The organism is Peribacillus sp. NPDC096622, assembly GCF_044762665.1.
Classification (GTDB): domain Bacteria; phylum Bacillota; class Bacilli; order Bacillales; family DSM-1321; genus Peribacillus; species Peribacillus frigoritolerans_B.
Window position 1 is genome coordinate 1 of record NZ_JBIWES010000014.1, and the last position, 21,902, is coordinate 21,902.

20 protein-coding genes and 2 pseudogenes are annotated in these 21,902 nt (G+C 38.4%); 6 read left to right on the forward strand and 16 right to left on the reverse strand.

The genetic code is table 11. The features are described from left to right. The coding region (locus tag ACIQYG_RS21000; RefSeq protein ID WP_402841997.1) for a hypothetical protein at positions 1 to 180 on the forward strand (180 nt) is incomplete at its 5' end. A gap of 92 nt (positions 181 to 272) precedes the next feature. Here ACIQYG_RS21000 and ACIQYG_RS21005 read toward each other — a convergent pair. The 3 genes and pseudogenes from ACIQYG_RS21005 to ACIQYG_RS21015 form a co-directional block, all read right to left on the reverse strand. Further along, positions 273 to 962 (reverse strand): MBL fold metallo-hydrolase, encoded by a 690-nt coding sequence (locus ACIQYG_RS21005; RefSeq protein ID WP_402841999.1) that lies wholly within the window; start codon positions 960 to 962, stop codon positions 273 to 275. 673 nt (positions 963 to 1,635) lie between these two features. Beyond that, positions 1,636 to 1,932 (reverse strand): annotated as a pseudogene (locus tag ACIQYG_RS21010) (recombinase family protein); the annotation flags it as partial. A gap of 989 nt (positions 1,933 to 2,921) precedes the next feature. Then, positions 2,922 to 3,012, reverse strand: a pseudogene (locus ACIQYG_RS21015) (metal-dependent hydrolase); the annotation flags it as partial. 111 nt (positions 3,013 to 3,123) lie between these two features. On the opposite strand from ACIQYG_RS21015, the gene ACIQYG_RS21020 reads away from it, so the two are divergent. Next, positions 3,124 to 4,167, forward strand: a complete 1,044-nt coding sequence (locus tag ACIQYG_RS21020) for an acyltransferase family protein (protein WP_402842002.1) — start codon at positions 3,124 to 3,126, stop codon at positions 4,165 to 4,167. A gap of 96 nt (positions 4,168 to 4,263) precedes the next feature. Here the strand turns inward: ACIQYG_RS21020 and ACIQYG_RS21025 are convergent, their stop codons facing one another. Both ACIQYG_RS21025 and ACIQYG_RS21030 read right to left on the reverse strand, forming a co-directional pair. Beyond that, positions 4,264 to 5,238, reverse strand: a complete 975-nt coding sequence (locus tag ACIQYG_RS21025; RefSeq protein WP_402842004.1) for a bile acid:sodium symporter family protein — start codon at positions 5,236 to 5,238, stop codon at positions 4,264 to 4,266. Positions 5,239 to 5,242: 4 nt separating this feature from the next. Then, on the reverse strand, positions 5,243 to 6,631 hold the full coding sequence (locus ACIQYG_RS21030; protein WP_402842007.1) for an FAD-binding oxidoreductase: 1,389 nt from the start codon (positions 6,629 to 6,631) through the stop codon (positions 5,243 to 5,245). Between the two features lie 493 nt (positions 6,632 to 7,124). On the opposite strand from ACIQYG_RS21030, the gene ACIQYG_RS21035 reads away from it, so the two are divergent. Further along, positions 7,125 to 7,913: a FadR/GntR family transcriptional regulator gene (locus tag ACIQYG_RS21035; protein WP_402842009.1), complete on the forward strand. Its 789-nt coding sequence runs from the start codon at positions 7,125 to 7,127 to the stop codon at positions 7,911 to 7,913. A gap of 169 nt (positions 7,914 to 8,082) precedes the next feature. On the opposite strand, the gene ACIQYG_RS21040 is transcribed toward ACIQYG_RS21035, so the two are convergent. Further along, the gene (locus ACIQYG_RS21040) at positions 8,083 to 8,283 is read right to left on the reverse strand and encodes a hypothetical protein (RefSeq protein ID WP_402842011.1); all 201 of its coding nucleotides are present in this window, start codon (positions 8,281 to 8,283) and stop codon (positions 8,083 to 8,085) included. 364 nt (positions 8,284 to 8,647) lie between these two features. Here ACIQYG_RS21040 and ACIQYG_RS21045 point away from each other — a divergent pair, with 364 nt between their 5' ends. After that, the gene (locus ACIQYG_RS21045; RefSeq protein WP_402842014.1) at positions 8,648 to 9,019 is read left to right on the forward strand and encodes a cyclic-phosphate processing receiver domain-containing protein; all 372 of its coding nucleotides are present in this window, start codon (positions 8,648 to 8,650) and stop codon (positions 9,017 to 9,019) included. A 404-nt stretch (positions 9,020 to 9,423) separates the two neighbouring features. On the opposite strand, the gene ACIQYG_RS21050 is transcribed toward ACIQYG_RS21045, so the two are convergent. The 5 genes from ACIQYG_RS21050 to ACIQYG_RS21070 form a co-directional block, all read right to left on the reverse strand. Then, positions 9,424 to 10,341 (reverse strand): DMT family transporter, encoded by a 918-nt coding sequence (locus tag ACIQYG_RS21050; protein WP_402842017.1) that lies wholly within the window; start codon positions 10,339 to 10,341, stop codon positions 9,424 to 9,426. Then, positions 10,334 to 11,026, reverse strand: a complete 693-nt coding sequence (locus ACIQYG_RS21055; RefSeq protein WP_402842162.1) for a GntR family transcriptional regulator — start codon at positions 11,024 to 11,026, stop codon at positions 10,334 to 10,336. The genes ACIQYG_RS21050 and ACIQYG_RS21055 overlap by 8 nt, the downstream gene beginning before the upstream one ends. A gap of 966 nt (positions 11,027 to 11,992) precedes the next feature. Next, positions 11,993 to 12,805: a methyltransferase domain-containing protein gene (locus ACIQYG_RS21060; protein ID WP_402842019.1), complete on the reverse strand. Its 813-nt coding sequence runs from the start codon at positions 12,803 to 12,805 to the stop codon at positions 11,993 to 11,995. 173 nt (positions 12,806 to 12,978) lie between these two features. Beyond that, positions 12,979 to 13,434: a HEAT repeat domain-containing protein gene (locus tag ACIQYG_RS21065; protein WP_402842021.1), complete on the reverse strand. Its 456-nt coding sequence runs from the start codon at positions 13,432 to 13,434 to the stop codon at positions 12,979 to 12,981. A gap of 214 nt (positions 13,435 to 13,648) precedes the next feature. Further along, positions 13,649 to 14,476, reverse strand: a complete 828-nt coding sequence (locus tag ACIQYG_RS21070) for a TrmB family transcriptional regulator (protein ID WP_402842024.1) — start codon at positions 14,474 to 14,476, stop codon at positions 13,649 to 13,651. Between the two features lie 139 nt (positions 14,477 to 14,615). On the opposite strand from ACIQYG_RS21070, the gene ACIQYG_RS21075 reads away from it, so the two are divergent. Further along, positions 14,616 to 15,245, forward strand: a complete 630-nt coding sequence (locus ACIQYG_RS21075) for a homoserine/threonine efflux transporter (protein ID WP_402842027.1) — start codon at positions 14,616 to 14,618, stop codon at positions 15,243 to 15,245. A 239-nt stretch (positions 15,246 to 15,484) separates the two neighbouring features. Here ACIQYG_RS21075 and ACIQYG_RS21080 read toward each other — a convergent pair whose 3' ends face one another. After that, positions 15,485 to 16,813, reverse strand: a complete 1,329-nt coding sequence (locus tag ACIQYG_RS21080; RefSeq protein ID WP_402842030.1) for a (Fe-S)-binding protein — start codon at positions 16,811 to 16,813, stop codon at positions 15,485 to 15,487. Further along, on the reverse strand, positions 16,810 to 18,216 hold the full coding sequence (locus tag ACIQYG_RS21085) for an FAD-binding oxidoreductase (RefSeq protein ID WP_402842033.1): 1,407 nt from the start codon (positions 18,214 to 18,216) through the stop codon (positions 16,810 to 16,812). Before ACIQYG_RS21085 ends, ACIQYG_RS21080 begins: the two co-directional genes overlap by 4 nt. 106 nt (positions 18,217 to 18,322) lie before the next feature. Here ACIQYG_RS21085 and ACIQYG_RS21090 point away from each other — a divergent pair, with 106 nt between their 5' ends. Beyond that, entirely contained in the window at positions 18,323 to 18,964 is a 642-nt protein-coding gene (locus tag ACIQYG_RS21090; RefSeq protein WP_402842036.1) for a hypothetical protein, read from the forward strand. A 60-nt stretch (positions 18,965 to 19,024) separates the two neighbouring features. On the opposite strand, the gene ACIQYG_RS21095 is transcribed toward ACIQYG_RS21090, so the two are convergent. From ACIQYG_RS21095 to ACIQYG_RS21105, 3 genes are read right to left on the reverse strand one after another with little or no spacing between them, the layout of a single operon-like run. Continuing rightward, positions 19,025 to 19,831 carry an ABC transporter permease gene (locus ACIQYG_RS21095; protein WP_142244692.1) on the reverse strand — a complete coding sequence of 269 codons (807 nt, stop codon included), beginning with the start codon at positions 19,829 to 19,831 and terminating at the stop codon, positions 19,025 to 19,027. After that, positions 19,831 to 20,775 carry an ABC transporter permease gene (locus ACIQYG_RS21100; protein WP_402842038.1) on the reverse strand — a complete coding sequence of 315 codons (945 nt, stop codon included), beginning with the start codon at positions 20,773 to 20,775 and terminating at the stop codon, positions 19,831 to 19,833. Before ACIQYG_RS21100 ends, ACIQYG_RS21095 begins: the two co-directional genes overlap by 1 nt. Beyond that, positions 20,739 to 21,899, reverse strand: a complete 1,161-nt coding sequence (locus ACIQYG_RS21105) for an ABC transporter ATP-binding protein (RefSeq protein WP_402842041.1) — start codon at positions 21,897 to 21,899, stop codon at positions 20,739 to 20,741. Before ACIQYG_RS21105 ends, ACIQYG_RS21100 begins: the two co-directional genes overlap by 37 nt. Positions 21,900 to 21,902 lie beyond the last annotated feature (3 nt).

Here is a 21,902-nt window from a genome sequence, read left to right on the forward strand (position 1 = left end):
TCCTTTTTAGCTGGCCAGCTCAGGACACATTCATCTTATCAAGAGGTCTTTTTTCGTTCAAACCTCATTTTCAGTTATTACAGGAATGCTGCCCCGTTAGCCATCCATGAATCGCAAAAGTTCTATAAGGGGTACCGTCAGGAAAATGCTGATACAACGTTAAGGAAATTTCGATATTAAAAAGCCCAATTTCTCAGCATTAAAATTGAGAAATTGGGCTTTTTTCGTTACTCCATTAAAAGTGCCCGATAGTTGAAGAAGGTTCTAGAAATTTAATATGAAATTACTTTTTGAATCTGATCATTAATATTTCCTTTACTTAATCCTCCGTGGTAACAAACCACTGATTCAATGTCGATGTCTATGTATTTCTTCAAGGAGAGTTGAGCCGCCTTTATATCCAGTGCGGTTGGGGCATGAATTCCCCCAATTATTCCGTTTACACTGTACATCGAATCCCCGGCAACGAGTGTTTTACTTTGTTTTAAATATAGGCTGATATGGCCAGGAGTATGCCCTGGAGTATGGATGACACGAATGCCGCCCCAATAAGGCAATTCTTGACCGTCTTTCAAGGTATCGTCTACTTTAACCTTCGGGGGGTTCTCTAGGTGCCCGTCTTTCAAAAGAGGTAAATCCTGACCGTCTCTCAAAGAAGGTAAATCCCCTTGAATATAAGGCTTATCCAGATCGTGAGCATATACTTTAATATTACTTTCACACTCCTGTAATATCTCAGGAAGAATACCTATGTGATCTATATCCTGGTGCGTCAAAATCACAACTTTTAGTTTGTCGAACGACACTCCTACCTTATCCATTGCCACGCGTAAATCTTTAATTTGTCCAGGGAATCCAGTGTCTATTAAAACAGCCATTTCTTGATCCCATAAAAGCGTTGGATGAATAATATTCCCATGAAATTCAAGATGGAGCATCTCTACTCCCTTAGAAATTTCCATAACTTTGGGCTCCTTTATAATTAGATTTAGGGGTTTGATTACACAAGAAGGTTGAAAGAATAATGCTAATTTTGTACGTGAAATACTATTATTACGTAGTATCACTTATTCATTAACACACTAATCTGCAAGTTTATTGAATAACACAAGCATGATATTAACTTCGGCTTCCTTCCCAAAAGTTCCTGCTCTTATCCAATAATCTGGACAGATTATTGAATAAGAGAATTGACATTCTTAAATAACTTTATTTGTATTTAACTATCCTACCCCGATAGTTGCAAAAAGAAAAAAAGCTGCCTTAAAGACAGCTCTGAACTTAAACTAACCACCCGTTAGTTCATTAAGGAGCAATTTATCATCCCTTTTTTCTTCCAATGTAAAGTAAGTGTGATGATATTCCAAGGGTATAAGGGTCTGATGCATTCTCTATAAGTAACTTTATTATTTTATCTACTTCTTGCCCTCCTTTGTCTATCCAGTAACTCCAGTTTTTCATCTGTTAAAATAGCACCTGCATTTGATCCTATAAGCTACAAACTTTCAAATCCTTGTGATTCCATAAACGGTCTGATTTCTTCAATATTAAAGTAATATACACCTGTTAAACGCCCTTCATCTGCATGGTTAAAAGAACCTGATTCATCAAATTGAATTATAGTATCCATTTATCGTTTGTTTTGTCCATTGTAAGATTTTCTTGCAGACTATGAAAGCCTAGGCCTCGTTTATTTAAGCTGTTCACAATTTGAATCAAATCTTGCATGTTACGTCCCAATCAGTCCAATCGCCAAACAACAATTATATCGCCTTCACCTGCATACTAAAGTGCTTCCTCTAAACTAGGAAGCTGTCTTTTTGCACCACTCAGTTTATCGCAGAAAATTTTTGAACAACCATACTGCGTTAACGCATTTCGATATATAATACTTCTAATCAAAGCATCCTCTAAAGAAATAACCCCAACCAGGACTAATATATTTCATACGATCACCCCTACCTATCGTTCAATTAACATGCCCCTATAGTTAAAGAAAAAAAGCCTTACTTCTTATTGAAGTAAAGCACCCATTAAGTTAATGAATTTTTGAGAGATAAAGCTTCACCCCTTAAAAATACCGTCTCTACGATTCAACGAATTCCATAACTTTAAAACTCCTTAAGTATTGAAAGTAGTTACTGTGCTTATTGATAATACGAAAGTTGGGGAATCTTTTGACTTTCAACAAATAAAAAAGTGAAAATGACCTATTAGAGCATTGACTCGTATTTAGAATTATGTTTTATTTGTTTTTCTTTTTTCAATTTCTTTTTTCACCAAAGGGACTACCTTTTCTTTTACTGTTTTTTGTACTTTTGGATCATTTATTAGTTTTTTAAATTTGTTTAACATATTCATACCTCCGATTTATTAAATTGGGATTTAACTAATATGGGCTGTGTACTAAAAGGGATAAACGATTCTTCTTCTTGTCAAACATTTCGCAAATGTTAAAAAAGTGGCAGGCAACTCTTAAAGTAAAACACCCGCAAAAATAAAAAAACCTAAAGAATTCCAATGCATAAATGTATAATCCTCTTCTAAGAGCTGTTTTAGTCATTGTATCTACCTTCGTTTAACAATCTTTTTATATACTATATATGCAATTACAATTAGAGCTAGAATAAAAATTACTTTCATCGAAATCTACTCCCCATCTACTTTTTCTATCTTCTCTTATATACCCGTAATCTGTATAAAGAAACAATGAGATAAGGAGAGGTTAAAAAACCATAACTGTTTTGGGAGAAATAAAACATAGTATTCATAATAAATGTCTTGGTTGTAATAACCCCGGTAGAAAATGTATACGGCGCTGAAAAATAATGCGTTTAGCACCTTTCTATACTCTTGGTCTTTGAACAGCAATAATGAGATATCAATTTGCAATTTGTAATCAGGTAGTTCCCACATTTCCTATCGTCAATAGGCATGATTACAGGATTATTCTGTAAGAGCCAATTTAAATCGAACATTGGCATACATATGACTATCCGCAAGGTGATGCACTCATCTCCCCTCCTTTAAGTCTCTTACTGTATCTCGTAATTGGGTTCAAAAAGATAAAAATAAATTTTTCTTTGGTGCACATAATATAGGGAATAACCAATGACAGTAAAAGTGGGTGAACAAATGGAAAGAAATAACGCGATTGACTTTATTAAATTTTTTGCAATATTATCTGTTGTAATCATTCATGTATTCCCCAGGGATAGCCAGATTGGTCTATTTATTCTCGATAACATCTCAAGGTTTGCGGTGCCATTTTTCTTTACTGCATCTGGTTATTTGTTCGGTAAAAAGATGATGCATAAAAGGGATTCCTTTGATTATTTTAAAAGGTATATTATAAAGATCTTGAAACTGTATTTATGCTGGCTCTTCTTTTATATGATGTATGATGTTCTTATTCTTTATAAAGATGCTACCGATGCACCAAAGGAATTTGAGCAATACATTAATCATTTTTCATTTCTTGACCTGATTTATTACGGAACTGGGACTAGCGGATACCAATTGTGGTTTTTAACCGCATTAATTTGGAGTGTTATCATTCTCTTCGGTTTTTTAAAGTTAAAAAAAGTAAGGCTTCTTTTAACCATCAGCCTAGTATTAAACTTGTTAGGTCTTTTCGGACAATCGTATTCGGTGTTCTATGATTTTCCTCTAAGTACGCGAGATGCTTTATTCATAGGTCTTTTTTATACAACTTTGGGATTCTTCTTTGCGGATGATGAATTCTTTAAAAAGGCAAGAGCAATAACAGCCAAAACCTTCTTATTATTAATTTTTATCTTCTTTATTGTCCAAGTGGTAGAGGGATACTTGTTAGATAAGATATTATCAGGAAGCCATGGTGAATATTTTATTTCCACTATCTTTTTAACTGCATTTCTTTTTTTATTTGCATTAAATAATAAAACATTGGGCAAGGATTTGTTCATTACTAAAGTAGGAGGAAGAGCCCTGGGTATATACATTGTTCATGTAGTCTTCATCGATATTTTTGATTTGATTTTATCGACAGTAAAAATGGATCATATATCTGACAATTTATTCTTAAAACTATTTGAGACACTCCTTATAATTTCTATGTCGTACCTATCTTATGACCTACTTCAATATTTCAAAAGGCGTTTAAGCAAATTGATAAAAAGCAGTTAGTGAAAAGTCAGAACCCCTTTACTTAAATGATGGGAGTTTATAAGCAGCAAAAAAATCCCTGCTGGGAGCATGGGATTTTTTTTAACTTAAATATAATTAAAGCTTTTTCTCCACCGGATGGACTGGCGCTTCCTTTATACTCTCGCCAGCAGACTTTTTAGACCAGTAAGTCGCAAGAATTGGTCCGGATATATTGTGCCATGCAGCAGCCAGGACACTTGGAAGTGCTGCCAGCGGGCCGAAATGTGCAGTGGCAAGCGCAACGCCTAACCCGGAGTTCTGCATGCCCACTTCAATCGAAATCGCTCTTCTATTCACTTCATCAAGTCCAAGCATTTTTGCTGCTAAGTAACCAAACAGTAGCCCAAATCCGTTGTGAAGCATCACGGCAGTAAAAATAAGGAATCCGGAAGCAGCAATGCTAGTTGCGTTGCCTGAGACTACTGCACTTACAATAGTAATAATGGCTGCTACCGAAATAAGTGGTAAAACGGTCAAGCTTTTTTCAACTATTACAGGGAAAAACCGCTTAATGGCCAAACCTAGAACAATTGGAAGAAGGATAACTTGTATAATGGACTTAAACATATCAAAAAAATCAACCGGCATCCATTGTCCTGCCAGCAAAAGCAGAAGCAGTGGTGTCATGATTGGGGCCAGTAAAGTTGATACCGAAGTCATAGCTATCGACAAAGGTACATTCCCTTTAGCCAGATATACCATAACGTTAGAGGCTGTTCCGCCTGGTACACAGCCAAGCAAAACCAGACCTGCAGCTAATTCAGCTGGCAAATTCATGAGTTTCGCAATTAGGAATGCCACAGTTGGCATGATGATAAACTGGGCGCAAACTCCAATTATCACGGGCAGTGGTTTAGTGATGACGATTTTAAAATCAACTGCCTTCAAAGTGAGCCCCATTCCAAACATGACAACGCCAAGCAATATTGTAATATAGCCTCCCAATCCCAAAAATGGCTCAGGAAAAATAAAGGCGATGACGGATATCAAGATAACCCAAACAGCAAAATATTTTCCGGCTAATGTACTGAATGCCTCTAATACTTTCATTCCATCACACTCTTTCTGGCATAAATATTTTATTTGGATTTAATAAATTATCCGGATCAAGGGCTAATTTGATTTTTTCCATCACAAACAGTGAGTCTCCATGTTCTTTTTTCTGATATTTTTGTTTACCGACCCCAACACCATGTTCGCCTGTGCATGTTCCTTTACGCTCAAGGGCATATAGGACAATTTGTTCGTTTAGCTGTTCAGCTCTTTTAATCTCTTCTTGATTATTGTTATCGATCATTAAGAGTACGTGATAGTTCCCGTCGCCTACATGGCCGACGATCCCACCGGTAAGGCCAAGGAAATCAACAGCTTCCCTTGCGTGGTGAATTGCACCGGACAGCTCTGAAATCGGAAGGCAGACATCAGTCACCATCAGTTTTTTTCCAGGGTTGCCATGAATATAAGCATAGGCAAGATTATGGCGAGCCTCCCATAGGCGGTTCCTGGCAGCATTATCTGTTTCAAATTCAATATCGAGACAATTATGTTCAGCTACTATTTCCTTAGTGAACTCTACGTCTTGCTTCAACCCGGCTTCATTGCCATGAAATTCCAAAAATAGTGTAGGCGCTTCGTTATAGCTTGTATCACTATAAAGGTTAACATGCTTCATTGATGGTTCATCGACAAGTTCCACCCTTGCTATTGGAACACCTGACTGCAAAATGGATACAACAGCTTCTACCGCATGGGTCAATGCCGGAAATGATGCTCTTGCCGCCATAACGTGCTCAGGAATTCCGTAAACTCTTAACGTCAATTCCGTAAAGCAGCCAAGGGTTCCCTCTGAACCAACAAAAAGGCCGTTTAGATGGTAGCCTGATGATGATTTAGCGGCTAAACTGCCAGTATGTATAATCGAACCATCTGCAAGCACCACTTCAAGATCACGGACTTGGTCACGCATCACACCATATTTAACTGATGTCGTTCCACTTGCATTTGTTGCCGCCATTCCGCCTAGAGTGGCATCAGCCCCCGGATCCACGGAAAAAAACAAACCGTATTTTTTCAATTCTTTGTTTAGTTGAGAACGCGTTACGCCTGGCTGAACCTTTACGAGAAAATCGTTTTCACGCACTTCCAGGATTTTATTCATTAGTGAAAAATCAATAGTTATGCCATGGTTGTACGGTATGACATGTCCCTCGAGGCTTGATCCCAACCCAAAAGGAACCATTGGAATTTTGTACTTATTCCCCAATTTCACAACTTCACTAACTTGCTGTGCGGTTTCTGGGAATACAACAATATCAGGAAGACTTACAGCATGATATGATTCATCCCTGCCATGTAATTCTCTTACTGTCTGGTTTTCCGTTACTTGACTTTCCGAAAGAATTTCCTTTAAATCGTTGATTAAATTTACACTAGCCGCTTCCATTCCATTCTCCTTCTTTCTGCTATATCATCCGTTTTTGTTATATCAAAAACTTTGGTCGAACCTATACCGAGATTTAGTTTCTCCTTCATTTCTTCAACTATAGTATCGAGAGATGGTTTACCCTCCTTAATGGCTTTAAATGATATCGCTACCAAATAATTGGTCTAACCAATTTTCATTATACTAAATTTTTTGACTTTTTCAACAATTATTCCATTTATGCTTTTCTCCATAAATAAATGCTTACTTGTCAGTGTTTATTGTTGATTTTCCATCCTAATAACAAAAACTTAAATGGCCTTTAATACCCAAATGAACGGGATTTGACTGAATCTGGACAATTATCTATTTACCATATTGGTCTAACCGATTGAAATGACTTTTATATTGCGATTATCCCCTTGCTTCATAAATGAATGCTTGTTAGAATGATTTCACTAATGGTCGTACCAACATGTTTTTAGGGCTGTTATGGAAGGATGTGAAGGAAGTAATGGATTCTATACCAGTTAAATCCCCCAAAGTGTACGAAATCATCTTCAATCAAATTAAGGAATCTTTTATTAGCGGGGAATTGAAACCTGGAGATAAATTACCCCCTGAACGGGAGTTGTCCAATCGTTTTAAAGTGAGTCGAACATCTATCAGAGAAGCCCTTCGAGTATTGGAGATTAACGGAGTCATTGAGGTCAGACCAGGTGATGGGACATTTATCAGACAATCTGATGTTCAGTCACTGATCGAACAGCTAACCAACTCAATCATCAAAGCTGAGGACAACATGGTCTATGAAATGCTTGAAGTCCGCCGAGTAATTGAAACGGAGTGTGCTTTTCTTGCTGCGCAGAGAGCTAACTCTCTTGATTTACAAAATATCCTTAAAGCTCTAGAAGAAATGGCACGTTCGGAACATGATGAAGAATTAGGCTTGCAAGCAGATCTGCTGTTTCACCATAGTATTGCACAAGCCACAAACAATTCCATATTTGCTGGATTGGTCCATACTCTAAGTGATCAAATGAAAAATACGATTCGTGCCACCAGACGGCATCGTTTCGCAAAACCAGGTCATTTTCAAGAAACGCTTCAAGAACATAAAGAAATCTACTATTCTATCGCGTTAAAGGACGCGGACAAAGCCAAGCAACTAATGAATGCCCATATCATCCGCATTAGAGAACAGATGGCTACGGCAACACTTGAAAGCATTGGAGATGCTGCTAAAATTGCTGCTTATAAAAATGAAAAAAACCATCATCACAATGCTGTAGGTGATAAATAAGGTCCCGCTTGCTATATAACTAACCAGAACATGGAGTTATGCCCCTGAAATTATCAGTGAATTGATTTTTTAACCGAGGCCTATTAATTGACACTGCTTTGCCCATTAAAAAAGCGCCTTTCTCAGAGGGCGCTAAGCTGGTTTATTATAGTTTTAAAAAATTGATCCCCTATATAAGTAAATGTTGGTTTTCTCCTTTTGATATAGTGAAGGAATCAACGTTACATACTTTTAGAGCATTATCAATCAATGAAAGCTGATCATTAATCATTGATAAGTAGGAAATATGATAGTCATTAATTTGTTCCTTTAACTCCAACAGCAGCGTTTTGTCCCTAAGTATAAGGTAAATCTCGTCTTGATGTAACATATCACTTCTCCTTTTAGTCAAGATATTACCTTTTACCCAAATTATTACAATCGTTAACTTATAAGTGGATGTTTTGTACCATATTTCACAATGAGTTGGACGATACGTTTTTTATTACAAACCATGCAACATAGTTTAAGGGGATTGGCTCCGTAACAGTTCCTCCTTATAGTAAAGATCCGTTAGTTGAAGCAGACAACGATAAGTATATAGAATATTATTAAAAAGGCTGTCGTATATTAGTATTAATCGTCGAATATGCCCCCTTCTTACTTTGTTGTGTTAGACTTAATAGATAAACCATATTTTCTTGGGGTTATTTGACTTTTCTTAGTCACACTTGCAAAAGGAAAGGAGTGTAGAAATGGAGAAAATTAGCGTTTTTCTGGATGACTATCGGAAAGCACCCGATGGCTATGTGTTAGTCGAGACTATTGACGAATGTATAGAGCTATTGCAAAACTTTGATATAGAACATCTTTCCTTGGACCATGATTTATTAAATAAAACCAGGAATGGTTTTATGCTTGTACAAAAGATGGTCAAAGAAAAACTATTTGCTAATCGAATTACTATTCACTCTGCCAATTCAGTTGGCGGTAAAGCTATGTACAACTGCTTAAAACAAGCTCAACGGAATTTAATAATGCCCCCTGCCATTATTGTATCTTTAAGGCCACTGCCCCTCAAATTCTTCCCGTCAAAGGTTCTGAAACATTATTTAGAAATACGGTAAACTCTACTAAATCTCAATTACATTTAGTTTAAAAGGTAATAGTGGATTCAGACTCATATACCCTTTTTTCTTTAATTTCCAATATACAGGTAAGATCCAAGGGCAACCAGGGTTGCCCTTTTGCATTTTATCTAGTTATTGTTCTGTGCCAAAAATAAAGAGCTGAAAATAAATATAGGTATTCAAGTAAACGACATAGTTTTAAGGTTGCTAATAATACAAAAAAAGCAATTCACATGCAGTGTAATTGCTTTTTTTAGAAGTGTATGGATATAACTCATGTAAAATAAGCTTTCGTTAATGTTCAAGCTTATCCCCCTACAGGGCAGGCTATTGGTTTTTATCGCCAAGTAAAAATAAACTACAGCAGAGATTCCATTATTTTGCCCGGTTTACTAATGACATTACTTGTTTTTTACGATTGATAGTATCGTAATGGTGCTTATAATGCAGAGTGTGCCGAGCCACTCGGCAAAACCGAATGTTACATTCAGCCAGAAAACGGATATCAAGGTTGCGGATAATGGCTCAACTGAAGCCAATAAACTTACCTCCGAAGCAGAGATGAATTTTGTACTTTCCAAATAAAAATAAAAAGCAATGATCGTACCGAAAATAATGATGAATAAAACAGCTGAAAATGAAGATAACGTCCATTTGCCTTCAAATGCCCATGGGGGGTGGATCACGCTAAAGCATATGCCTCCAATCAACATGCCCCAACCCACCACAATCATTGAACCCCATCTTGAAAGGAGTTTATAAGGCTGCAATGTATAGAATGCCAAGGCAAAGGCTGATGTTACTCCCCAAAATACTGCCCACCCGGAAATGGAGAGTGTGCGTATGCTTCCTCCCGTCACAAGTAAAAAAGTGCCTAAAATCGCTATGATCACAGCTACACTTACGGTAATGCCTGGAAAACGTTTGGAACGAATGGCTAAATAACAAGTGATCAGTGCCGGTGCCAAGTATTGAAGGACTGTGGCAGTGGCTGCGTTACCATGTTCAATTGCTGCAAAATATGTGTATTGAACAGCGAGCATTCCGAGAATTGCAAAAAGGATAATTTGAAGCGCATCTTGTTTAGTTTTCCAAATCTCAAAAACTTTCAGTCTTTCATTCTTATAAGCGACCCCCATTAAGATGATTCCAGAAAGCAACAAGCGTATAACAGTGAGCCACTCAGGACTGAAACCTTGCTGCTGGAATAGATATTGAGCTGCCGTTCCTGACACTCCCCATAACGCAGCACCAGTCAGTACTAGTGCAATCCCTTTATTTCTTGAAGGTGATATAGCAACTAAAGTATCATTATTCATATTTTTCTTCCCCACTTTTTACACGTTCCGTATGGGCTTGAATTCTATAGTAACTTTCTTTCCAATTCTTTTCTATCTCCTTTAGGACCATAGTGATATTTCCATTCCTAATTGCCTGTATGATCTGATCATGCTCATCAACGGAAAGGTTAACATCACTTACCTGATTGAAATAAAACAGTTCCATTCGTATAAGTTTTTGTTTGAGTCCCGATAGAATCCTCTTCAATTCATCATTTGTAGAAAGATTGATGTAAATGGAATGAAAGTCGTTATCTTTCTGGACGGCCACTATTTGATTTCCCTCGTCGATTGCGTTTTTCATTTCATGATTAATGGCTTCCATCTCAATTAAGTGTCTTTCTTCAATGAAATCAAAAGCCTGTTCCATAGCCAGCTTTTCCAGTGTCCAAACAATGGAATAAATGTTTAATACCCCTTCGAATCGAATAGGGGAAACAATAGTTGAACGGCTTGGCTTGGTCTCTACAAATCCCTCATCCTCAAGCCTTAAAAGTGCTTCTCTAATAGGGGTTCTGCTTACTCCCAATTGTTCGGCTAATTCTTTGTCGCGTAATTGTTGGCCTGGCGCCAGGATTCCTTGGACAATCCAATCCCGCAATATCATATATGCTTCTTCACGTACAGAAGTACGTTTAATTTTTTGTGATGAATTTGAATGCACCAACAGCTATACCTCCTTAAAATATCAATATACAATATGCAATATATCACATATTGTAAATCGTTGAAATGAAATTAGAAAATTTTACTTCTGTTGTATTTTTTTTTTAGGATTTTATAATTGCTCCGTCACATGCGTAAGACTCCCCCAGTTTGCTGTCTTTAAAACGACTATTTAAGTATTTTTTTGAATGCTGGAAATTTCATTCATGTTTTGATCAACCAACAATTGGAAAAGGGTTCCATGACCGGAAGTTGATTTTTCAATGTTGTTCCTGTTTGATAAAGATAGGCTATGAATTCTCAACAAAGGCCACCCCGGCTTTAGTAACAAGGCGAATGTCTGTAAGGGTTTATTAAAACGTAGATCATTCCACAGACCTGTTCAGGAAAAAAAGGAATTGGGACAGCGATCTTTGAAGTTGGAGGCCAAACTCAGTGGCGGGAAGCGGGTAAAAGCCTATTCCACTAGAATAGGTCCGCTTGTTTTGGCAGGCTTTAAACTATTCAGCTGGATTTCGTTCCGCTCTAAATAAGGGGATATGCAATAAAAAATTGAAAATGGGAGTGATTCCCTTAGGGGGAGGTCATTTCCAAATACCAAAGAAAGATGACCATAGTCGAAATACTTACCTTGCAACAAAATTTCGATTGAAATTCAAATTGGTTCGAATATTTTCTAAAAAAATGTCTTGAAAATGTCTTGATGCTGACCGCACTCATTACATGAATATTCTATTTCCAATGCATCTTCAGTCACTGTATGAACTGTCTCTTTTTTACAAGTTTCACAAAATCTCTTTTCGGATATTTCTTTCATTTATCATTCACACTCCGTTTAATCATCATTGTTTTGTAGCCTTGTTAATATTATTTTGCGAATATGCAACAGAAAAAATACCTTTTTCCTGAAGGACCTCAAAAAGAAGCTAAAGAACTCAGAGAAAAAGGTACTTTAATATTTAATTCACCTTGGGTTCCAGTACATCAAAGCTGCATGAAACGGATATTCGTATTCGAAGCTTCCTTGATTTTCCACCACATATTTATTAAGGATCGTTTTTACTTCATCATAGGAAAAATCTTCATCGAGAATTTTTGTTGTATTATCGCGAAGCATTTCTTCATAGGTCGAATAGATTTTTTTACTTTTCAATTTAACGATCTTACAGTCTGCCAGTATTCCAAGTTGATACAAAACATTCAAGATGTGTATGTAATCCCGCTTTCTTAAATTGATCGTATATCCTCTTTGCTTCAATTCCATATAATGTGGTTTTTCCGGTCCGGTTGTCATCCCTACTATCACTAAACGGGCTGCAGACTCATTCATTTTCAATAAGGTTTGACCGATTTCTGTCATACGGTAATAACAATTAAAACCAAACACTACATCATATTTGTCACTTATGGTCTCACTTTCCCACTTATCATGAATCAACTCCATGTTACCGAAACCTTTTTCGTTCGCCTGGGATTCCAAAAAACTGATAATGCTTTTGGAACTATCTATACAAGTTAGCTTCCTGACTTCTTTTGCGATATCAAATGTATAATTGCCCCATCCAGGGCCGATTTCCAATACATGATCATCCTGTTTTAATAATGCCAATAACTCTTGCTGCACAATTTTTGCATAAGGGTCCGCTTTATGTTGTTTTTTCCCAGCAACCTTGGAAGCCCAAAAAGCTTCTTCTGCACCATCATCTTTTAGTCTGTTAGGTATTTTTCCTGTATGATCTGCCATTGCCTGTTTCCAAAGTTCAATATAATCTGTCATCTTTTCTCCCCTGAATTCGTATGTATTTATCGGTTTTCAAATTAAAGCAAACAACCAAATACTTCCTCTTTTAAATATATTAGCATACCATAGTCAAAACTTTTGTTTAGCCATAAGAAAAAGGAGCAAAAACTTTGCTCCAGCATAAATATTGCTTATTTTTCTATAAACTTTTATCTTTTCGATAATGCTGACCACGTATTTTCAAGCCAATTATCAAAGTCTGCTCCTTTTTCACCTTCATAGGTATCATAAATATCCATTCTCATCTTCTGGAGTTTGTCTTTGAAATCAGTATATGTGTGATTTTCTGGTAGGCTTTTCTTGATCCTGACTAGTATTTTGGTCAACCCTTTAATCAACTCGCCTTTTTTCCTTGCTGGCAATTGAACATCTTCGCCTAAACTTTTCAATTGACGGTAGGCGGCCTCTTGCACTTTATATACAGAATCATTATTCATGATATGTGTGAGGATGTCGATTACTTGTTTATTTTTTGACTGACCTAATTCTTCGATTGCATCTAAACGTTCTCTCCAATTAGATTTCCGATTGGCAGATTTTTTTAATTCTTCATAGTTGGCAGGTAAATCGATACTCTTTGTTCCCTTATTATTCAAATGAATCATTTCTCCTTCTGTTAGTGATCATGATATCAAAAATGTTAATCCGATACTATAATCCCATTACCAAAAATGGCTTATTTCCATTCTTTATTATACCCTTTTCCATATTTTAATATAGTTAAATTTATCTCGTATCTTCAATCAGTCGGGTGCCGGGGGCGAGTTGCTTTGTTTTTCTTCAAACTTACCCGCACATATACCTAAAAAAGCACCAAATCTAGTCCACGTAATGTTTTTTATTATCTGGATGAATAGAAAATTTTTTACGTAAATTGACGAGGTTTACACCAAAACTTTCTTCTAAAAGTTCTCTATGTTTCTCCATGATTTCCATGAGATACAAATCATGAATCATGACTTCTGTAATGGGCATCACTAAACCTACATGCATGGTCCATGCTGCACGGCTATCTTTACCAAGCGAGACTATACCTGCTACTACTTCAGAATCATCTCCACTGATAACAAGCCATCGTCCACCATACTCTTCTGTAATTTCATAACCCATATAATGGAGGTAAACATTTGCAAAATCACAGACGATTTCCCCGTAGGCAATAATTGTTACATTGACCCCGCTATTTGCTGCCTGTCTTAGTTCCGGTTCTAATTCTTCGAATTCGTCTTTCCAAATTTCCAAGAGTATTCTTTTTTCAGCAGATAATATACAAGCTTTTACCTTATCGAGTATTTCATTGCGTCCCATGATATTCCAGATATTTTCACGATCATTTGCAGACCGTTCAAACTCCGCTAATGATTTTTCTGCCAGTTCAAAATTCTCTTCTGCTTTCATCCGACGGTTTTTTATTAGCTCCTTTGCAGGAACAGGAGTATACTGTGGTGTGTTTCCAGGACTAACCAGAATATCTCCCCGTATGGCGAGACTATCCAAGATTTCATATATTCTTGAACGTGGTACACCGGAGTTTTTTGCTACTGCATAGCCTGTTAATGGCGATTCTTCCAATAAGGCAAGATATGCTTTCGCTTCATATTCGGTAAAATTTAGATTTTTTAATGTTTCTAAAATGTTTTCTTTCATAAACCCTCCAACACAACCGTAGTTGCTACCTTTGTAACTAATATTTTAGCAAAAGCTGTTGACGTTTTCCATTTTCATCTAATATACTTAATAAGTAGTTACTTTAGTAGCCACTATAAAAGCGGGAGGGAGAAATAGTATGGATAGCTTACTTACATACATATCAATAGTGGCAATGATGGTTATTATACCGGGAGCAGACACAATGCTCTTAGTGAAAAACACGCTTAGCCATGGTCCGAAAGCGGGACGTTATACCGTTCTCGGAATGGCAACGGGGCTTTCTTTTTGGACGCTTATTGCTATTCTTGGACTATCTGTTGTCATTGCAAAGTCCGTGATTCTTTTCAGTACAATCAAATATTTGGGAGCCGCCTACTTAATTTACTTAGGGATAAAAAGTTTCTTTGCAAAAAGCGCTTTTTCCTTAAAAGCAATTCAAGCACAAGCAAATACCCCTGCGAAGTATTCAAAACGGCACAATAAAGATTCCTTTATGCAAGCATTACTTAATAATATTCTTAATCCAAAGACCGTTTTAGTTTATATTACAATCATGCCGCAATTTATCAATTTGGACGGAAATGTAAACCAGCAATTGATTATATTAGCTTTCATCTTAACCTTGCTCGCTGTACTATGGTTTCTATTTCTTGTTTATCTAATTGATTACGCAAAAAAATGGATGAACAACTCCAAATTCCAAAAAGCATTCCAAAAATCAACTGGCTTAATTTTAATCGGTTTTGGGATAAAAACAGGAATTTAAATTCATTTACTAACACATCTAATTTGATTCCATCCGTTCAGATAATTGAACGGTTTTTTTCATTTGCGAACCGGCGCCGATAATTGCATATAATCAATCTTTTCATTCGTACATATGGCACTGCATTATTGAATGCAAGTTTTATCCGCCTTCCTCATTAAAAAAACGTCAGTATTTTCCCATAAGAGCAGGAAATACTGACGGGTAATGTCCTATGAAGTTTGAAGTATCCCTTTTTTTCAATCCAAGCTGCAAGCTTTGGCGAGTATTTCAACAAGGTGCATACTTTTCATTTGGTTTGCCGCTCCCTCCCTTTGGATGCCAATGCTCATTTGCATTTGGCATCCAGGATTAACCGTAACTATGGTTGTTGCATTCGTTTCTTTAAGATTCTTCATTTTCTCATCAAGAATTTTCATGGATTCATCAAAGTGGAGAAGATTGTAAATGCCTCCAGATGCACAGCAACGGTCAAACCCTTCCATTTCAACATAGGAAATACCTGGTATGGATTGCAATAATAAACGAGGTTCCTTTTGGACCTTTTGAACATTGCGTAAATGACATGAATCTTGGTAGGAAACGATGCCTTGCCATTCTTCAGTGAAGGGAAGCGGCCCCAATTGATGAAGAATTTGACTGATATCTTTTGATTTTTCCGAGAAAGCCCTTGCCGCCGCAGCCCATTCGTGATCCTCTGCCAATAGATGTCCATATTCAAGAAGCGAAGCACCGCAGCCTCCTGCGTTATTAACTATTACATCAGCATCCGTTTGCATGAAGGCTTGGATATTCCTCTTTGCCAATTCTTTCGCTTGTTTTGTTTCACCTTGATGGGAATGCAGTGCACCGCAGCAATTCTGATTTTCAGGGAGAATGACCTCACACCCTGCTATGGTAAGCAGCTCAATGGAAAGACGGTTTATTCGTGACATCATGGAATCCATGATACACCCAGCAAAAAATGCCACTTTTAATTTCGTTTCCCCTTTTGCCGGCATAACCGTACCTGTCCGGATTCGTTTGGATGAAGACTCGATGGTTGGAAGTGCTTGTTCCAAATGTGCAAGGGCAGGAGAAACCTTTTGCAGTACATTAGATGATCGGATAAGCTTGGATAAGCCTGTTTTTTGATAGAGCTGTACCGCACTTCCAATCCTGTTCATTCGTTTTGGATATGGAAAAAGATGAAACAATGCCAGTTTTTTGATCTTTGTCATTTTATTTTTTTTGTTTGCTGATACGGAGTTTTCAACGGCTTCTTTTGCCGCTTCCAGTATATGTCCGTATGGCACACCAACAGGACATGCTGTTTCACAAGCACGGCAGCCTAAACATAAGTCGATCGGTTCAGCTAAATCTTTTTGGAAATCTATTTTTCCTTCGGCTGCCATTTTCACTAGATTGATTCGACCGCGTGGAGAGGCGGATTCCACACCCATTGATTCATATGTAGGGCATGCCGGTAAACAGTATCCGCATTTTACGCATTGGTTTGTCCAATCATAGGCATCTGAATATAAATTTTGGACAGCATTCGTCTCGTTCGGTTTGGCGGGTAGATTCATGTAACCAACACGACCCTTGTCTGTCCCTTATCAGGAAAAATCTTCCCTGGATTCAGGATATTATTGGGATCCCATGCTTCTTTAATTTTTTTCATCATATTCACCCCGGATATTCCTAATTCCATTTCCATATATGGTGACTTTAAAGTACCGATTCCATGTTCCCCGGAAAGTGTTCCGCCTAGTTCGATTGCTGCTTCAAAAATTTCACTGACAGCAAGCTCCACTTTTTTCATTTCCGTAATATTTCGTTTATCGGTAATGATGTTCGGATGTAAGTTCCCATCCCCTGCATGACCGAATACAACCAAGTTCAACCCGTATTTCTCCCGGATTTCGTTTAATCTCTCCATCATCGCCGGTATTTGACTGCGTGGAACGGTCGCGTCTTCAGAAATTTTTGTAGGGCCCATTTGTGTAATGGCCGGGGAAACCAATTTACGCGCACTCCAAATGGTTTGGCGTTCTTCCTCTGTCTCCGCTATCTTGACGTAGGAAGCGCCCTCAGCCCTGCATATATCGGCACATTTATTGATTTCTTCCTCAATCGCCAATGGGTGACCATCTATTTCTATGATCAGAATGGCTTCTGCCTGAAGAGGCAAACCGGAAGGCCGATAGCTTTCAACAGCTCGGATGCATGCATTATCCATCAATTCCAGGGCAGATGGTAGAATTCCTGACGATAAAATGCTGGTGATGGCATGGCCAGAGTCTATCAATTGATTGAAGTGGGCGACAAATGTTTGTTTAGATTGAGGTTTTGGTATTAAGCGGATGATTGCCTCAGTGACGATGCCTAGAGTACCTTCCGATCCTACGATCAACCGGGTCAAATCATACCCTGTTACATTTTTTACGGTCTTTCCGCCAGTACGAATGATTTCTCCTGTCGGGGTGACTACCTCCAGACCTATCACATATTCTTTTGTCGTTCCATATTTCAATCCCTTTGGCCCGCTGGAGTTTTCCAATAGATTCCCGCCTATTGTGGCTACATTGGAACTGCTTGGATCCGGCGGATAGAATAAGCCGGCTTCTTCAGCCTTTTTATGAATATCTGCCGTAATCACACCTGGAGAGACAATGGCAAGCATATTTTCCCGATCAATGATCAATTTATCCCGCAAAAGGGTCATATCGAGAACCATCCCCCCTTTAACAGGTAAAGGGCCGCCGCTTAGCGAAGTTCCTGACCCTCTAGGGTAAACAGGTATTTTGTGAGTATTAGCCAATTTAACCACTTCACTGATTTCCTCCGCGTTTTTTGGCTGTATAACGATTTCAGGTAAATATTCCCCAAAAGAAGCGTCATAGCTATAACAATACCTTTCTGCCAAATCAAGAAACATTCTGTCACCTGGAATCACCTGACTAAGATCGACCAGGGCTTCTTTCTCCATGCTTCTCACTTCCTTTTTTTTTTTTGGAAAGGGTCTATTCGTATGTAATATAATGGCATTTTAAGATTCTGCTAGATATAATGATGAAAGAAAAGGAGGTTTTTTTTTGAAAATCGCACTGATTCATGCAACCACAACCGCACTAAAACCAATTGAAACTGCCTTTCAGACTGTTGCACCGAACATTGAACTCCTTCATTTCATGGACACGGGTCTTCTCGCCTTGATGGAAAAGAGCGGCAAGTTAACTCCTGAAATCATCCGCCGCTTTTCTGCATTAGTGAATATAGCCTATGATTCTGATGTTTCATGCATCCAACTTACTTGCTCTGCCTTTAATGACATCACCGCAATTTTACAACCTCTTTACTCTGTAAAGTTATTTCGTTCAGATGAAGCCATGCTTGATGAAGCGCTTCGCTACACTAGCATCGGCCTGGTTTCTACCGTAAAAGAAACGCCGATCGCTCTTCAAAATTACTTATTAAATAAGAATCCGGACTGTATGATCGAGTCATTGGTGGATCCCGGAATCATCCATTTATTATCACAAGGAAAAAGAAAGGAACATGACGATCGGGTTAAAAAGATGGTGGAACAATTGGATGGAAAGACAGAAGTGATTTTGCTTTCACAATACAGTATGGAACATATCGCAAAGCAGGTTCATCCTTCTGTCCCTGTCCTAACGGCGCCGCTACTGGCTGCCAAAAGGTGTTTGGCTCATTTGAATGGAGCGTATACATGAGTTTCTTAGAAAAATCAAAACTTTGCCAGCATGATCGTTTACTACGTCAAATATAAGTTTTTAACCGTTTGTATGATGCGAACCGCCAAAAACTTTCCCGACACCTTGAATTTTTTCAAGTATGACGATCAGAAGGACTGATATGAAAATAACCACACTTGACACGGATGCAACGATTGGATTGTAGGCATCCTGCATTTGCGAGAAAATCTCGATCGGGAGCGTTCTCATTTCAGGTGATACCATAAAAAGAGAGACCGTTACATTATCAAATGATGTCAAAAATGCGAATAATCCCCCTGAGATGGCCGCGGATCCAATAAGCGGCAGTGTCACTTTCATGAATACTGTTAGTGGATTCGCTCCAAGTATGGCCGCTGCCCGTTCGAGATTATAATCAAATCCACTTAAGCCGGTTAATACGAGCCGCATGACATATGGTATGCAAATCACGATATGGGCAATTAAAAACCCTGTAGACGTACCGGCAAGCATCATTGGTGTAAAGTACATCAAGAGTGCAATCCCTAAGACTAATTGCGGCACACTTAATGGAGAAGTTAAAAGGGCCGTTATATACGATTTTCCCGGTATATCATACTTTGCGATTCCAAGGGCACCCAAAGTTCCGAATATGACGGAGAAAAGAGCAGCTAATGCTGCGAACTTCGCACTGTTCAAAAATGCTTCCAAAAATTCAGGACGCTCCAAAATCTTGGAATACCATTGCAGTGAAAAGCCTTCAGCCGGAAAACTTGGATAATTGGCACTTGTAAAAGAAGCGGGAATAACGACAATGAGCGGGATCAAGATATAGATAATGGCCAACACGGCTACTGCAATCCTAAGGCCGCCAAACGTTTTCATCATCGGAATACCTCCTTGAATTTCCCTTTTTCAAATGCTCTGGTAAAGACGGCTACCGATATGACAGTGGTTGCTAATAGAATATAAGAAAGAGCAGATCCGAATGTCCAATGCAGCAGGTTATTAATTTGATCATAGATGACAACAGGCATCACGGGCACGTTGGCTCCCCCCATTAGTGCGGGCGTAACATAAGCACTCATTGACAAACTGAATACGAGAATGCAGCCAGATACGATACCTGGGATACTTAGCGGCAATGTAATGGAAAAGAACCTTCTGAATGGGCTTGCCCCAAGTATGGCTCCTGCCTTATCAAGAGAAGGATCAATATTATAAAGACTTGCAACGATGGATAAGATCATGAAAGGAAGATATGCATTGGAAAGCCCAATCACAACTCCGATTTCCGAAAACAATAGTTTCAATGGTGCATCTATTATGCCAAGGGCCATTAAGGTTTGATTAATCGTTCCATTAGGCAATAGTAAGAGGTACCAGCCAAAATTACGGACAACTATACTTACCAAGAGCGGTGACACGATCAAGAGAGTGATATACCCTCTGATCCGCGCTGAACTTTTGGCCATTGTCAAAGCTACCGGATATCCAAGAAATAAAGCAACCAAGACCGAATATAAACTGATCTTCACTGTCAGCCATAATGAAGATAAGTAATAACTATCGGAAAATAATTGTGTATAGTTTTTTAGGCTATAAACTGCCTCCGCTCCTCCAAGATTATCTGTCGATATGAAGCTTAAATATAAAATGTATAACATCGGTATGACAAAGAAACCAAATATGAAAAGCAGAATCGGCGTTAAAAGGAGCAATCCCGGCACCCAGACTTTCCTTTTCTTGATTTTAGGTTTCTTTTGCGGCTCAATAGGACTCGTTTGCTGTTCTATTTCTTGACTAGCATAACTTCTGCTGGGCTCCATCCAATCAACACCTCACTTCCATTTTGCCATGTTGGATCGAAAGCGGAAGTCAATACTTGAATACTTTTCCCCTGTAAAAGAACATTGATTTCCCATGAGGTACCAAGATAATTAATTTGGCTGATCTTGGCACGATGGAAATCCAACTGTGATGAAGGCTTTTCATCAAGAGAAACAATCTGCAGTTTTTCTGGTCTAATATAAAGCTTCACCTCATCCCCGGTTTTCAAATCACGATCATTACCCATGATGTTATTTGTGTCGACATGAGTGATATCAGAACCGATCTTGACTGCAACTTTCCGCTTATCCACAGCAGACACATTCCCTTCAAAACAATTCGATTTCCCGATGAATTGAAAGACGAATTCTGTCTTCGGATGATTGTAAATCTCAGTCGGAGTACTGATTTGTTCAATTTTCCCTGCATTCATGACCACGACTCGATCAGACATGGAAAGAGCTTCCTCTTGATCATGAGTCACAAAAATGGTCGTTACGCCAATTTCCTTTTGTAATCGCTTTATCTCGGCCCTGAGTTCATGCCGCAACTTTGCATCAAGGTTTGAAAGCGGTTCGTCAAGCAAAAGGAGCTCCGGTTCAACAACAAGTGCCCTGGAAATGGCAACACGCTGACGCTGACCTCCTGATAATTCCCTTGGATAACGATTCTCCAATCCTGACATTTTCACTAATTCAAGCGCTTTACTAATCTTCTTTTTTTGCTCAGCTTTACCGACCTTGCGCAGTTTCAAGCCAAAACTGAGATTTTCATAGACTGTCATATGGGGAAAAAGCGAATAAGTTTGAAAAACCATTCCTAAATCTCGCTTATAAGGCGGAACCTTCGTAACATTATTGCCTTTAATATGGACCTCGCCCCGATCTGGATCGAGGAACCCAGCAATGAGGTTCAGGGTTGTGGACTTTCCGCACCCGGAAGGACCAAGAAGAGTGAGTAACTCTCCTTGTTTCACCTCCAGGTCAATGCCATTCAGGACAACATTCGCTCCAAATTGTTTAAACGCGCCTTTTATCTCTACATCATTTTTATTTGACCCAGCCCCCTGAACTGCCTCCAAGTGCTGCCTATTAATTTCCACTTCTTTTTTTAATACTTCCATGTG